Here is a 12,638-nt window from a genome sequence, read left to right on the forward strand (position 1 = left end):
CCGAAGCCGCTCCCTCATGGCCGAGGAGGCCCGCGCTGCCCCGGAGATCGTGGCGCGCCAGCTCGCCCAGGACGAGCCCGTCCACCGCGCGCTGGGCGCCCGCCTGCGCGCGGCGCCGCCGCCGTCCGTGGTCACGGTCGCCCGCGGCAGCTCGGATCACGCCGCGGCCTACCTCGCCTACCTCGTGATGACGCAGCTCGGCTGCCCGGTCGCGAGCCTGCCCCCCTCGGTGGTGACCCTCTACCGCGCGCCGCTGCGGCTCCAGGGCAGCCTGGCGGTCGCGGTGTCCCAGTCGGGGCAGAGCCCGGACGTGGTGAGCACGCTGGAGGCGTGCGGCGCCGCGGGCGCGGTGACGGCGGCCCTGGTGAACCAGCTCGGCTCGCCGCTCGCCCGGGTGGCCGCGTCGACGATCCCGCTGCGCGCCGGCCCCGAGCGCAGCGTCGCCGCCACGAAGAGCTTCCTCGCCAGCCTGAGCGCCATGGCCCGGGTGGTGGGGTGCTGGAAGGAGGACCCCGCCCTGCTCGACGCGCTGGGCGCGCTGCCGGACGCCCTCGCCGCCGCGAGCGAGGGCGACGTGGGCCCGCTCGTGGACGCCCTGCGCGGCGAGGAGCGCCTGCTCGTGCTCGGGCGGGGCCCGGGGTTCTCCGTCGCGCTGGAGGCGGCCCTCAAGCTCAAGGAGACGTGCGGCCTCCACGCGGAGGCGTTCACGGTCGCCGAGGTGCAGCACGGGCCGATGGCCCTCATCGACGACCGCTTCCCGCTCCTGATCTTCGCCCCGCGCGGCCCGGCGCAGGCCGGCCTCGTCCGCGTGGCCGAGGAGTTCCGGGGCCAGGGCGCGAAGGTGATCCTGGTGGGCCCCGCCGGGCTGCCGGGGGTGGATCTCGTGGTGCCCGAGTCTCCTCACGCGCTGCTCGACCCGCTCTGCCAGGCGCAGGCGTTCTACCTGGCCGCCGCGGCCCTGGCCGAGGCGCGCGGGCTCGACCCCGACGCGCCGAGGCGGCTCAAGAAGGTCACGAAAACGCTGTAGAAAGGGCGTCATGCGAACGCCTGTTGTCGGAGCCGGGCTCGTCGCCGCGGCCCTCCTCGCGGTGCTACCCGGCTGTTACATCGATCTCGACGGCCTGAGCGGCGGGGCCGAGGGCGGCCCCGAGCCCGGCGACCCGGGCCCCGAGCCCGGCGACCCGGGTCGCTGCGCCCCCGAGGGCTGCGGCGGCCCGTGCGTGGTCGCCGCGGGCGAGGCGGCCGGCGCGCCGTTCGCGATCGCCGCGGTCGGGTCGCATGTGGTGTGGACGAGCCGCGCGGGCGACGGCGCGGGCGATCGGATCCGCCGCCTCGATCCCGCGACGGGCGCGGTGGACGACCTCGTGGCGTTCACGCCGGGGCCGGGCCTGCTCGCGACCGCCGAGGGGCTCGTCGTCTGGGTCGCGGAGGACGGGCTCTGGTGGTGCCCGGCCGACGGCTGCGCGGCGGGCGCGATCTCGCTCCTCGCCTTCGGTCCGGGCGAGGCCGAGGCCGTGCGCGGCCTCGCGACGGACGGGCGGGACGTGTACTGGACCGTCGACGAGGAGAGCGGCACCGCGGGAGAGCTCCGGCGGTGCTCGCTCGCCGAGGGCTGCGGGGCGGCGCCGGAGCGGCTCGCGCTGAGCGTGTCTCACCCGCGCGGCGTGGCGGTCACCCCGGGCGACGCGGGCCATGTCGTCTGGATCCAGCGCGGCACGGGCGTCGAGTTCGGCCAGGTGCTCCGCCTCGACAAGGGCGCCTCGTCGCCGGTCATGCCCACGCTGGTCGCCGCGCGGCTCGATTTCCCGGATCAGGTCGCGCTCGGCGGCGCGGAGGTGCTCTGGACCTGGGCCGACCCGGAGGGGACGGCGGGCGGCGTCTCCCGCTGCGACCTCGTGGCGTCGTGCGCCGTGGAGCCGCTCGCGCCGCAGGCCGAGCCGGCGCGGCCGCTGCGCGAGCCCGCGGGGATCGTGGTCGACGGCGCGGACGCGTACTGGGCGAACCGCGGCGGGGGCACGGTCATGCGGTGCCCGACCGCGGGCTGCCCGGGCTACCCCGAGGTGCTCGCCGAGGGCCTGACGCGCCCCGCGGCCGTGGCGGTGCAGGGCGCGTGCGCGTACGCGATCGACGAGGCCGACGGCGGCCGCGTGGTGAGCGTGCCGCGGTAGCCGCGGGAGCGAGCCGGGCTCGGACGAGGGCGCCGAGCGCGGCGGCGTGCAGCCGTGACATGTCACGCCGCCTGCGTGGCATGTCACGTGACATGTGACGGCGGATCATGCCGAGATCGTGGGATGGGGAGCGCATGTCGCGCGGTGAATCGACGCCGCGCCGCATGTCTGCCGGGTGGCGCGGGAGATGCATGAGAGATGCATGAGAGATGCGCGAGAGATGCGCGAGAGATGCAATGATGTGATGGCGCAATGTCATGAGAGGCGCTCTCAGGGGTATCCGCTCTCGACGCTCGCGAGACGTTCACGGAACGAGGTCCACATGAAACATCGATCGTTCATTCTGAAGGCTGCCGGCGGATTGCTCCTCGCGCTCGCAGGGATCACGACGGCCGCCGTCGTGCGCGCAGGCTTCATCCACTCGGATTTTTATTGCACGCAGGACGCCACCGGAGGGGTTTGTTCCGGGAGCTTCCGCACGCTCCAGGAGACCCCTGGATTGGACTCGGCGCAGTTCATCATGGAGAGAAGTCTGGATGGGAGCACGCTGCGCCTCTTCTCGGCATCGATGGACGGTGTCGCTTATTCGTGCACTGCGGGCTGGCAGCTTGCAGACATGTGGTCCGTCGCGATGGCGACGCGCGGATACATGCGCATCACCTGGGACGCGAACGGGGAGTGCAAGACCTTGAGGATTCACAACGGCTCGCCTTTCCCCGACTTCTGATGGGCGGCGCGCGGCCCGGCGCCGCGGCGCCCGTCGGGCCGACGGCGGCCGCGGGGTGAGCGTGCCGCGGCGAGCGCGCGGGGGCATCTGGCACCCTCGGCGCCGTGGATCCACGCTCCCGTCATGATGCGCGTCCACCGCACCGTCGCCTCATCCCTGCTCTGCCTGCTCCCCGCCGCGCTCGCCGGCTGTTCCCCGCGGACGAAGAGCCCGCCCATCGCGCGCCCGGGTCCCGGCTGCACCCTGGTCGAGGACGGCGCTGGCGCGCCGGGCGCCGTCGCCGTGAAGGCCGAGACCGTGGTCACCGGGCTCGAGGTGCCCTGGGGCATCGCGTTCTTGCCCGGCGGCGACTTCCTCGTGACGGAGCGCCCCGGGCGGATCCGGCTGGTATCGAAGGGCCAGCTCGTCGAGCGCCCGGTGGCGACGATCGCGACGCACGAGGGCGGCGAGGGAGGGCTCCTCGGGATCGTCGCGCACCCCCGCTTCGAGGAGAACCGCTTCATCTACGTCTACGTGACCGCCGAGCGCGACGGAGAGCGGAGCAACCGTGTCCTTCGCTATCGCGTCGCCGACGATCTCCGCGGCGCGACCTTCGATCGCGTGATCCTCGACGGGATCCCGGGCGCCGCGCGCCATGACGGGGGCCGCCTCCGGTTCGGCCCCGACGGGATGCTGTACATCGGCACGGGCGACGCGGCGGAGCCGGACACGGCGCAATCGATGGACAGCCTCGCGGGCAAGCTGCTCCGCCTGACGCCCGAGGGCGAGATCCCGGCGGACAACCCGTTTCCTGGCAAGGCGGCGGTCCTGCTCGGCATCCGCAACACCCAGGGGTTCGACTGGCTCGGCTCCGGCGAGCTCGTCGTCACCGATCATGGGCCCAGCGGCGATCTCGGCCGGCGCGGGCACGACGAGGTCAACGTGGTCTCCCTCGGCGCGAACCTGGGCTGGCCCACCATCTACGGTTGCGAGGCGAGGGAGGGGCTGGTCACGCCGCTCCTCACCTGGGACGACGCCGTGCCTCCGGGCGGCGCCGCCATCTACACGGGGAGCGCGATCCCCGAGTGGCGCGGGAGCCTGATCGTCGGCACGCTCGGCTCGGAGCACCTGCACCGCGTCGCCTTCGAGCCGGGGAAGCCCCCGCGCATCGAGGCCCATGAGGTCTACTTCGAGGGGGACCCTCCGGAGGGATATGGCCGGCTCCGTGAGGTGATCATGGGCCCGGACGGGGCGCTCTACGTCACGACGAGCAACTGCGACGGCCGCGGGGATTGCCCGGACGACAAGGACCGGATCCTGCGCATCACGCGGTGATCAGGCGAGGGTCGGGCGGTGTTCATGCGGTGATGACGCGGCCACGTCCGGCGAGCTCCGGGGCGCGCGGGGATCTGCGCCGTGCGGCGTCAAACGTCGAAGAACGGCAGCTCGCCGAGGAAGTCCACCTTGCCCACATCGACGCCGTTGTGGCGGAGGATCGCGTAGGCCGTGGTGGCGTGGAAGTAGAAGTTGGGCAGGGCCAACTTGACCAGGAAGTCGATGCCCTTGATCCCCTTGCCCGGCGCGAACGGCAGGGTGACGGTCCGGGCATCCGCGCCCTCGAGCTGCGCGGGCTCGATGGTCTTCAGAAAGGCGATCGTCTTGTCGAGGCGGGCGCGCACCTCGTCGACGGTCGTCTCGTTGTCCTCGAAGACGGGCGGCGTCACCCCGCCGAGGCGCGCGGCCGTGAACTTGGCCCCGTCGCTGATCATCTGGAACTGCCTCACGAGCGGGTGCTGATCCGGCGCGAGGCGCGCGCTGAGGAGCACGTTGACGTCGAACTTCTTTTGCTCGGCGAGGGCCTGGGCCTTGTCGAGCCATTGGCGCGCCTGGCCCACGGTCTGGATGAGCTGCGGCACGAAGGGATCGTAGAGGTTCATCATCATCTCCTGGGGGGCGGGACGTGTGTAGCACGGGCCGCCGTCATACCAAGACGGGCAACACCACGGGCGTGAGCCCGGGGGGTGTTCCGCAAGTCGCCTCAGGATGCGCACTGCCGGGCGGCGCGCAAGGTGCGCTGCCGACGGGGCCGCGGCCGACGCGCGCCGGGGGGCTTCACCGAGCTGGCACGGCGCCGGATCCTGCCCTGCGCGCGCGGTGGGGGCGACAGAAAGCCTCACTCGTCGGAGCGAAAACCCCGCCCTGTCGGGGCCGCACGGAGGGCGGTACTCCTTTGCTGGAGCCGGTCCGAGCGACCGTCAGCCAGGGAGAAGCCATGATGAGAACGGACGAGCACGGAGAGCGCGCCGCGGGGTTCGGTCGCGAGCGAGCCTTGCACTACGACGGCCACGTGCGCCTCTCGATAGCGGGCTACGACGCCATGCAACAGGTCATCGCCGAGGTGATCGTCGCGGCGCTCCCCGACACGGAGGCCGCGTCGCTGCTGATGATCGGCGTCGGGACCGGGAGCGAGGTGAAGCCGTACGCGCGCCTCGCGGGCGCGGGCGTTCGCTTCACGGGCGTCGATCCCTCGCCGGAGATGCTCGCCGTCGCGAGAGAGAAGCTCGCGGCGGAAGGGCTCCTCGAGCGGACGAGCCTGCATGCTTGCGCGCTGCGCGATCTCGCGCGCGGGCCCTTGTTCGACGGCGCCCAGATGATCGGCGTCCTCCACCACGTCCCGGGGGACGAGGCGCGCCTCGAGCTCTTGCGGGAGATCGCCGGGCGGCTGAAGCCGGGGGCGCCCTTCGTGATCGGTGTTCGGGTCGGAGACGATCCGCTGCTGATGGCCGCCGAGACGCAGCGGCTCCTCGCGGCCGGGAGGCCGCCCGAGGCGGTGGCGCAGCGACAGGCGGCCCTCGCGTCGATGAAGGTCCCGGCCTCGGACGCCGAGGTCTTCGCGCTCCTCGCCCGGGCAGGCTTCGTGGCGCCTCGCTTGATCTTCGGCGAGCTGCACTTCAAGACCTGGGTGACGCGCTGCGAGCCATCCAGGATCGGCGCATGACGTGGCAACCCGCGCCACACGGCGACGGCCAGCGATGCAGTTTCGACCGCGCTCGGAGGCTGTCGACAGCCTCCCGGGAGAATTGTTCCCGTCATGCGGTAACGCCCGTGCACCCGAACGGCGTTCAGCCAGTCGAGCCACCGCGCGCGCCGCGCCTCCCGCGTCACGTCTCCAGATCGCGCTTCAGCCGGTCGAGCAGGTCGACCGCGGCGGAGGCGTACGGGCTGATCCACCGGTCCTGGATCCGCTTGATCGGGAGCACGTTCAGGTAGTTCCAGCGGTGGCGCCCCTCCCGCCTGGCGATCACCAGCTCGGCCTTCTCCAGCACGCCGAGGTGCTGCATCACCGTGCAGCGATCCCAGTCGACGAAATGATCGCACAGCTCGCCCGTGGTCTTCGGCCCGTCCTTGAGCAGGTCCAGGATCTCTCGCCGCCGGCCGTCGGCCAGCGCCTTGAAGACGAAGTCGTCCGGATCCGCGCTTGACATGTTATAAGAATATAACATGATGCGGGGGCGGTCAAACGACGCGTGCAGGTAAGCCCGTGCGGTCGGCGCATCGGTGCGTCGTCGTGTCCGCGCGTCGCGCGCGGTCGAGGTGTTGCCGCGAGAAGGAGGCGTCATGGAGCTCAAGTTCCAGGTGCAGACGAAGATCCAGAAGCCCGTCCACGAGGTCTTCGATGCGGTCTACAATCCGAAGAAGCTCAGCGGGTATTTCACGACCGGCGGCGCGAGCGGGCCGCTCGACGAAGGGACCACCGTCCTGTGGAGCTTCGCCGATTTCGACGGCGGCAAGCCCTTTCCGGTCTTCGTCAAGCAGGTCATCCCCGACGAGCTCATCGCCTTCGAGTGGGAGGCCGGCGAGCCGGGCGACGACGGCGACGGGAAACCGGTGAAGACGCTCCCCTACAACACGCGGGTGGAGATGCGCTTCGAGGCCCTGGGCCCGAGCTCGACGCTCCTCCGGATCTCCGAGTCGGGCTGGAAGGAGACCGAGAAGGGATTGCAGGCGTCCTACGGGAATTGCCAGGGCTGGATGCATATGTCCCTCTGCCTGAAGGCGTACCTCGAGTACGCCATCAACCTGCGCCAGGGCTCGTTCTGAGCTGGAGGCCCGGCCGCGGCCGCGGGGCCGCGGCGCGCCTGGGATCTCAGAACCGCGCGCCGAGCGTGGCGGCGGCGCCCCCGGGCAAGGGGACGACGTGCACCGCGGCGGCGGGCGCAGCGGCGTCGGGGCGGCGCAGCAGGAGCGCGGCCACGGCGCCGCCGAGCGCCGCCACGCCGACGCCGAACGCGATGTTGGCGGCGACGACCTTCGCCCGCACCGCGTCGACCGCCGCCTCGGTGCAGTTCGGCGCGCAGGTCGCCCGCAGGTGGTCGGCGTCGGCGCGCGCGCTCAGGCCGAACGCCGCGTAGGCGACGCCGCCCGCGACGGCGACGCCGCCGAGCGCGATCGGCAGGATCGGCACGCCCGCGGACGAGGGCGCCCCCGCGTCCTCGCGCGGCGCGCCCGCGCCTGCCCCCGGCGCGGCGGGCGAGGTGAGCCGGGCCGAGACGCGGCGCAGCTTCTCCCCCTCGCGCACGACGAGCCGCAGCGCGACGGCAGCGCTGCCCGCGCGCTCGAAGCGGAGCACGTGCTCGCCCGGATCGACCTCCACGGCCCGGCCGTCGAGGCGCGCGGCGAGCGGGGCGCCATCGAGCGTCACCCGCGCGTCGGCCACGTCGTGGCCGCGCTCGTCCTGCGCGCTCAGGATCAGCGTCGGCATGCGCGCCTCGAGCTCGGACAGCCAGCCTGCGCAGTCCGACCGGACGAGCGCGGGGCACGCGGCGTCGCCGCACGCGATGAAGCGCGCGCGCGCCTCGCGCAGCCGGCCCTCGTCGCGCAGGCGCTGGCCCTCCTCGGAGGCCGTCAGGCACGCCTCGACGTCGCCGGCGTGAGCGCGGGCGGGCGTCAGGCAGGCGAGCGCCGACAGGGCGATCGCGACGGCGAGGGCGTGGCGAGGGGGGCGCTGGGTCATCCGGTCTGCGTCAGAAGCACTCCCGCTTGTAGCGCTTGTGACCCTGGGCATCGATGACGAACGGCGGGTTGCATCCGTCGCGCGCGGGGGCGCGGCGCGGGCGCCTGGGGGCGTTCGCGCCGACGGCAGGCGTGGCCGTCGTGGTCGGCGTGGGAGGCGCGTCGGCGCCAGCCGCGGAGGGCCCGGGCGCGCCGGTCGCCGCGCCGGCCACGGCCGCCGCGGCGGCCGCCTCCGCGCTGGCGTGCGGCGCGGCGTGCGCGCGCGCCGCGGCGGCGACGCCGGCCCTCGCGCGGGCGTGCGTCGGCGCCCCGGCGCGCGCGAGGCTCGCTGCCGCGGCCGCGATCGCGAGCAGCCCCCCCGTCGCCGCGGCCGCGGCCCAGCGCCGCCGCCGCGCGGGGCTCGCGGCCTGCCGCGGGCTCGCCTCCGGGATCTCCGCCGCGATGGCCTCGGGGGGGAGCGACGCGACGGGCGTCGCCCGGACCTGCTCGATCTCGACGATCCGCGCCGCGCGCTCGGCCAGCGACGTGCCCACGAGCGACGTCACCCAGGCGCTCACCTCCGAGGTCGACGCGGCGAGGCCGGTCGCCTCCAGCGCCAGCGCCATCGCGCGCGCGGTCGGGAACCGGTCCCCGGGATCGCGCGCGAGCGCGCGCAGCGTGACCGCCTCGAGCGCCGGCGGCACCCCGGGCCGGCGCGCGCTCGGCGGATCCACGCCCGCCTGCAACAGGCGCAGGATGGAGAGCGCCTCGCCCCGCCCCTCGAACAGGCGCTCGCCCGTCAGCGTCTCCCAGAGCACCACCCCCGCCGCGTACACGTCCGCGCGCCGGTCGAGCGGCTCCCCCGCGATCTGTTCGGGCGGCATGTAGGCCAGCTTCCCCTTGATCTGCCCGTCGCGCGTGATCTGCGCGCGCCCCGCGGCCTTGGCGACGCCGAAGTCGAGCACGCGCGGGACGCCGTCCTCGCCGACGAGCAGGTTGTGCGGCGACACGTCGCGGTGCACGAGGCCGAGCGGGGCGCCGTCCTCGCCGGTGGCCTCGTGCGCGGCGTGCAGGCCGTGGAGCGCGCCCGCGAGCACCGCGCAGGCGATGCGCGGCGGGGGCGCGCCGCCGTCGCGCGTCGCCGCGCGGAGCAGGCGCGCCAGCGACTCGCCGTGCACGTACTCCATGACGAGCAAGAGCTCGCCGCCGCTCGCCACGACGTCGATCGTCGAGACCACGTTCGGGTGCTGGATGCGGGCCGCGACGCGCGCCTCGTCGAGGAGCATCGCGGTGAGCTCGGGGTCCCGGACGAGCTGCGGGTAGAGCCGCTTGATGGCGACGGTGCGCCGGAACCCCGCCGAGCCGTGCTGCCGGCCGATGTGCACGGTCGCCATGCCGCCCGCCCCGATCTCGTCGAAGAGCAGGTAGCGGACGACGGCGAGCGCTCCGTCGTGGCTCGGGGCCTGCACCATCGGTCCGACGATACCATGGCGCGGCCGGCGACCGCGGCGCGCCGCGCCGCCCGCGCCGGCGTGTCAGGCGGAGCGCCGGGCGCGCAGGATCTGGAAGTACCGCCGCGCGATGCCCGACGCGGCCGCCGCGCTCCGCACATTGCCCCCGTGCTGCGCGAGGACGCGCTGCACGTACCGCCGCTCGAAGTGCTCGACGATGCGCTCCCGCGCGCGCGCGAGGGGCAGGTCGAGCGCGAGGATCTCCTCGATGATGTCGCCGGAGATCGCGGGCTCGGCGCCCTCGGCGGCCTCCGCGAGCGCGATCGAGGACGGGGGCCCACCCGCCGAGGGCGAGATCGCCGGCCACGCGGCGCCGGACGGCGGAGCCGGCTCCGCCGTCGAGGCGGGCCCGCGGGTCGAGGCGGGCCCGCGGGTCGAGGCGGGCCCGCGGGTCGAGGTGGGCCCGGGCGTCGAGGCCGGCCCGCCCGAGGGGGCCAGCCCGGACCTCGCGGTCTCGATCGGCGCGGCCTCGCCGAGCGCCACGCGGCGCGCCACGGCGTTGTAGAGCTCGCGCACGTTGCCCGGCCAGTCGTAGTCCTCGAGCCGCTCGCTGAACCCCTGGGGGAAGGGGACCCCGCGGCCCGCGAGCTGTCGCCAGAAATGGTGCGCGAGCACCGTGACGTCGCCCCGCCGCTTGCGGAGCGGCGGCAGCTCGATCCGCGCCACCGCGAGCCGGAAGAACAGGTCGTCCCGGAACCGGCCGGCCTGGATCTCGCGCTCCAGGTCGCGCCGGGTCGCGGCGAGCACGCGGATGTCGACGCGGATCCACCGGTTCGAGCCGACGCGCTGCACCTCCGAGCGCTGGATGGCGCGGAGGAGCTTCGCCTGGAGCGCGAGATCGAGATCGCCGATCTCGTCGAGCAGCAGCGTGCCGCCGTGGGCCTCCTCGAAGACGCCGCGGCGCGCCTCGTTCGCGCCGGTGAACGCGCCGCGCTCGTGCCCGAAGAGCGCGGACTCGACGAGCGTCGGCGGCACCGCGGTGCAGTCGAAGACGACGAACGGCCCGGCGGCGCGCGGCCCCTGCTCGTGGATCGCCTCGGCGAGCACCTCCTTGCCGGTCCCCGTCTCGCCCTCGATGACGACGGGCACGCTCGAGGCCGCGAGGCGCTCGCACAGCGGGTAGAGCCGCCGCATCTCCTCGCTCGCCCCGACGAGCTTGCCGAAGCGCACGGCGCGCGACAGCTCGGCCGCCTGCGTCACGCCGAGCGCCTCGACGCGGAGCACGGTCTCGCCGAGGCGGACGAGCTCGCCCCCCTGGAGGTACGCGTCGCCGACGCGGATCCCCTGGACGAAGGTGCCGTTGGTCGAGCCGAGATCGGTGACGCGGAGGCGAGGGCCGGCGAGCTCGAAGGCGGCGTGGCGGCGCGAGACGAGCCGGTCGGTGAGGGGGATGTCGCAGGCGGGGCTCTTGCCGGCGAGCACGCGCGCGGGGAGCCCCGGCGCCACGGTGAACCGGCGGCCCTCGTCCGGGCCCGACATGACGGACAGCGCGAAGCTCTCGGCGGCGGTCGTGTCGGGCTGCACCGGTCCGGCCAGGAGATCGGTGGAGGCGGCGTCGTCGTCATTCCACGGAGGCATGCCCCTCTATCTCAGCAGGCCTCCGCGCCGGCGTCACGCGGCGGCGCGGAGGCGGCCGAAATCGGGCCGAGCGACGCCCCGGCTCCGCGGCGCGCGCGGACCGGCCTGCGCGGCGTCGCGCCGGCGCGGCGCTCGACAGGTGAGCCGCGCTCGGCGCGGGCGTCGAGACTCTGCAGCACGGGATCGCCGCGCGGATCCCGGGACACGGGGGCGTGCGCGGCCCTCCAACCGTGAACTATTCAACTGGATCTGTTGAGTTGTGTTAACCCCCCTGGTTCGTGTCCTCGTGAATGCTACCGTCCTGTCGGCCGCTGCTCCCTCCGCGGGCGGAGTCGATCGCCGGAGGGCAAGCGGTGCAGTACCTTGAATGTCGAGCTTGCGCCCTCGGCGCGTGGTCCCGCGGGCGCACGATCTGGAGTATTGAATGAAGAAGAGCACGAGTCTGAGCATGCTTTTCGTCGGCCTGGCCATGTCGGGCTGCGCGCCGGCGGATCTCTCGACGGACACCGACGCGAGCGCGTCCGGCGGCGGCGAGGCCGCGGCGGCGCGAGAGCTCGCCGCGTCGGCGAGCGGCGCGCAGTCCGTGCCGGACGACGCCGCGCTGATCATCGACGCGGAGACGGCGCTGCAGGTGGCGGAGGAGGTCGTGGACCTCTACCGGCCGTACGCGGCGGCGCGGTCGGCGACGATCACGATCGTGCCGCGGTGGGATTCGCTCGGCGGCATCTACGGCGCGGAGATCCGCGGCGTGCGGGGCTGGACCCTCGTCCCGAAAGGGCCCTTTCTCAATCAGTACCTCACGCGCGATGTGGTGCGCATGGCCACGTGCCATGAGCTCGGACACCTCTTCGGCGGGTTTCCGTTCAGGACCGGGCTCCTCGCCGGGGAGAGGCCGACGAGCGACATCAGCAATCTGGGCACGCACATGGCTGCGGAGGGGCAGGCCGATTACTTCGCCACGAAGAACTGCGTCCGGCGGGTGTGGGCAGGCAATCCAGACAACGCCGCGTTCCGCGACCTCGTTCCGCCCGAGGGCAAGAGGCGCTGCGACATCGTGTGGGAGGACCAGGACAGCCGCGACATTTGCTACCGTAGCATCTTCATCGCGCGCGACATGGTCAACTGGCTGCGTGACACCGACACCCGCGTGGACATCAATACTCCGGACCCGAAGGTCCGTGACACGACAGATACCGGCCACCCGGCGTCGGCGCAGATCCGCTATGACACCCTGGTCGCGGGCGCGCTGTGCGATCCTGTGCGGGGCGACGATCCCACGACGATCCCGGGGCTCGTGCCGTCGCCCATCACCGGCATGTACGGGCATCACAGCGTCGCTTCGGAGAACGACAGCCGCGACCACGCGTGCTACGAGGGCTTCGGCGCCCGACCGCTCAGCTGGTTCAAGCCAGACATGCCGGAGCACGACTGCGGCAACGGCGTCGGCTGGGTGCGCTGTGCGGACGACGCCACCCAGCTCGTGGTCTGCACGCCGCCGCTGGGCGAGCAGCGCTACGGGTGCAGCATGGGTTGCGTATCTTACCAGGATCCATGGACCGGGGAGATGACCGATGGGTGCGCAGAAGACATTCCGCCCGGCGAGGGAAGCTGACGCATCGGTGGCCCGTCTCACGGAAGGGTGACGATCGTGATGCCCGTCGACCAGCACGGCGGGCGCGCCCT

At 73.7% G+C, this 12,638-nt stretch carries 12 protein-coding genes; 7 read left to right on the forward strand and 5 right to left on the reverse strand.

Going from position 1 to position 12,638, the window contains the following annotated elements; translation table 11 throughout:
• Positions 1-16: 16 nt before the first annotated feature.
• The 4 genes from WMF31_RS03005 (at position 17) to WMF31_RS03020 (ending at position 4,209) form a co-directional block, all read left to right on the forward strand.
• Complete coding sequence (locus WMF31_RS03005; RefSeq protein ID WP_436606513.1) at positions 17-1,027, forward strand: SIS domain-containing protein; 1,011 nt, start codon at positions 17-19, stop codon at positions 1,025-1,027.
• Between the two features lie 10 nt (positions 1,028-1,037).
• Positions 1,038-2,168: a hypothetical protein gene (locus WMF31_RS03010; protein WP_436600494.1), complete on the forward strand. Its 1,131-nt coding sequence runs from the start codon at positions 1,038-1,040 to the stop codon at positions 2,166-2,168.
• 322 nt (positions 2,169-2,490) lie between these two features.
• Positions 2,491-2,895, forward strand: coding sequence for a hypothetical protein (locus WMF31_RS03015; protein WP_436600495.1), 405 nt, complete (start codon positions 2,491-2,493; stop codon positions 2,893-2,895).
• A 126-nt stretch (positions 2,896-3,021) separates the two neighbouring features.
• Positions 3,022-4,209 carry a PQQ-dependent sugar dehydrogenase gene (locus WMF31_RS03020; protein WP_436606514.1) on the forward strand — a complete coding sequence of 396 codons (1,188 nt, stop codon included), beginning with the start codon at positions 3,022-3,024 and terminating at the stop codon, positions 4,207-4,209.
• A gap of 89 nt (positions 4,210-4,298) precedes the next feature.
• Here WMF31_RS03020 and WMF31_RS03025 read toward each other — a convergent pair whose 3' ends face one another.
• Positions 4,299-4,811 carry a DUF1993 domain-containing protein gene (locus WMF31_RS03025; protein ID WP_436600496.1) on the reverse strand — a complete coding sequence of 171 codons (513 nt, stop codon included), beginning with the start codon at positions 4,809-4,811 and terminating at the stop codon, positions 4,299-4,301.
• 335 nt (positions 4,812-5,146) lie between these two features.
• On the opposite strand from WMF31_RS03025, the gene WMF31_RS03030 reads away from it, so the two are divergent.
• On the forward strand, positions 5,147-5,872 hold the full coding sequence (locus WMF31_RS03030; RefSeq protein ID WP_436600497.1) for an SAM-dependent methyltransferase: 726 nt from the start codon (positions 5,147-5,149) through the stop codon (positions 5,870-5,872).
• A 163-nt stretch (positions 5,873-6,035) separates the two neighbouring features.
• On the opposite strand, the gene WMF31_RS03035 is transcribed toward WMF31_RS03030, so the two are convergent.
• Complete coding sequence (locus WMF31_RS03035; protein WP_436600498.1) at positions 6,036-6,359, reverse strand: helix-turn-helix domain-containing protein; 324 nt, start codon at positions 6,357-6,359, stop codon at positions 6,036-6,038.
• 133 nt (positions 6,360-6,492) lie between these two features.
• On the opposite strand from WMF31_RS03035, the gene WMF31_RS03040 reads away from it, so the two are divergent.
• Positions 6,493-6,975, forward strand: coding sequence for an SRPBCC domain-containing protein (locus tag WMF31_RS03040; protein ID WP_436600499.1), 483 nt, complete (start codon positions 6,493-6,495; stop codon positions 6,973-6,975).
• A 46-nt stretch (positions 6,976-7,021) separates the two neighbouring features.
• Here WMF31_RS03040 and WMF31_RS03045 read toward each other — a convergent pair whose 3' ends face one another.
• The 3 genes from WMF31_RS03045 to WMF31_RS03055 all read right to left on the reverse strand — a co-directional run bounded on the left by WMF31_RS03045 (position 7,022) and on the right by WMF31_RS03055 (position 10,955).
• Positions 7,022-7,888, reverse strand: a complete 867-nt coding sequence (locus tag WMF31_RS03045) for a hypothetical protein (protein ID WP_436600500.1) — start codon at positions 7,886-7,888, stop codon at positions 7,022-7,024.
• Positions 7,889-7,898: 10 nt separating this feature from the next.
• Entirely contained in the window at positions 7,899-9,338 is a 1,440-nt protein-coding gene (locus tag WMF31_RS03050) for a serine/threonine-protein kinase (protein WP_436600501.1), read from the reverse strand.
• A 63-nt stretch (positions 9,339-9,401) separates the two neighbouring features.
• Positions 9,402-10,955 (reverse strand): sigma 54-interacting transcriptional regulator, encoded by a 1,554-nt coding sequence (locus WMF31_RS03055; protein WP_436600502.1) that lies wholly within the window; start codon positions 10,953-10,955, stop codon positions 9,402-9,404.
• A gap of 448 nt (positions 10,956-11,403) precedes the next feature.
• On the opposite strand from WMF31_RS03055, the gene WMF31_RS03060 reads away from it, so the two are divergent.
• On the forward strand, positions 11,404-12,567 hold the full coding sequence (locus tag WMF31_RS03060; RefSeq protein ID WP_436600503.1) for a hypothetical protein: 1,164 nt from the start codon (positions 11,404-11,406) through the stop codon (positions 12,565-12,567).
• Positions 12,568-12,638: the final 71 nt, after the last annotated feature.

This window comes from Sorangium sp. So ce1036 (genome assembly GCF_051369805.1).
Classification (GTDB): domain Bacteria; phylum Myxococcota_A; class Polyangia; order Polyangiales; family Polyangiaceae; genus Sorangium; species Sorangium cellulosum_F.

Bases quoted from the DNA above. Each gene is read 5' to 3' on its own strand.
- WMF31_RS03005 (WP_436606513.1), top strand. From the start codon at position 17: ATGGCCGAGGAGGCCCGCGCTGCCCCGGAGATCGTGGCGCGCCAGCTC.
- WMF31_RS03010 (WP_436600494.1), top strand. From the start codon at position 1,038: ATGCGAACGCCTGTTGTCGGAGCCGGGCTCGTCGCCGCGGCCCTCCTC.
- WMF31_RS03015 (WP_436600495.1), top strand. From the start codon at position 2,491: ATGAAACATCGATCGTTCATTCTGAAGGCTGCCGGCGGATTGCTCCTC.
- WMF31_RS03020 (WP_436606514.1), top strand. From the start codon at position 3,022: ATGCGCGTCCACCGCACCGTCGCCTCATCCCTGCTCTGCCTGCTCCCC.
- WMF31_RS03025 (WP_436600496.1), bottom strand. From the start codon at position 4,811: ATGAACCTCTACGATCCCTTCGTGCCGCAGCTCATCCAGACCGTGGGC.
- WMF31_RS03030 (WP_436600497.1), top strand. From the start codon at position 5,147: ATGATGAGAACGGACGAGCACGGAGAGCGCGCCGCGGGGTTCGGTCGC.
- WMF31_RS03035 (WP_436600498.1), bottom strand. From the start codon at position 6,359: ATGTCAAGCGCGGATCCGGACGACTTCGTCTTCAAGGCGCTGGCCGAC.
- WMF31_RS03040 (WP_436600499.1), top strand. From the start codon at position 6,493: ATGGAGCTCAAGTTCCAGGTGCAGACGAAGATCCAGAAGCCCGTCCAC.
- WMF31_RS03045 (WP_436600500.1), bottom strand. From the start codon at position 7,888: ATGACCCAGCGCCCCCCTCGCCACGCCCTCGCCGTCGCGATCGCCCTG.
- WMF31_RS03050 (WP_436600501.1), bottom strand. From the start codon at position 9,338: ATGGTGCAGGCCCCGAGCCACGACGGAGCGCTCGCCGTCGTCCGCTAC.
- WMF31_RS03055 (WP_436600502.1), bottom strand. From the start codon at position 10,955: ATGCCTCCGTGGAATGACGACGACGCCGCCTCCACCGATCTCCTGGCC.
- WMF31_RS03060 (WP_436600503.1), top strand. From the start codon at position 11,404: ATGCTTTTCGTCGGCCTGGCCATGTCGGGCTGCGCGCCGGCGGATCTC.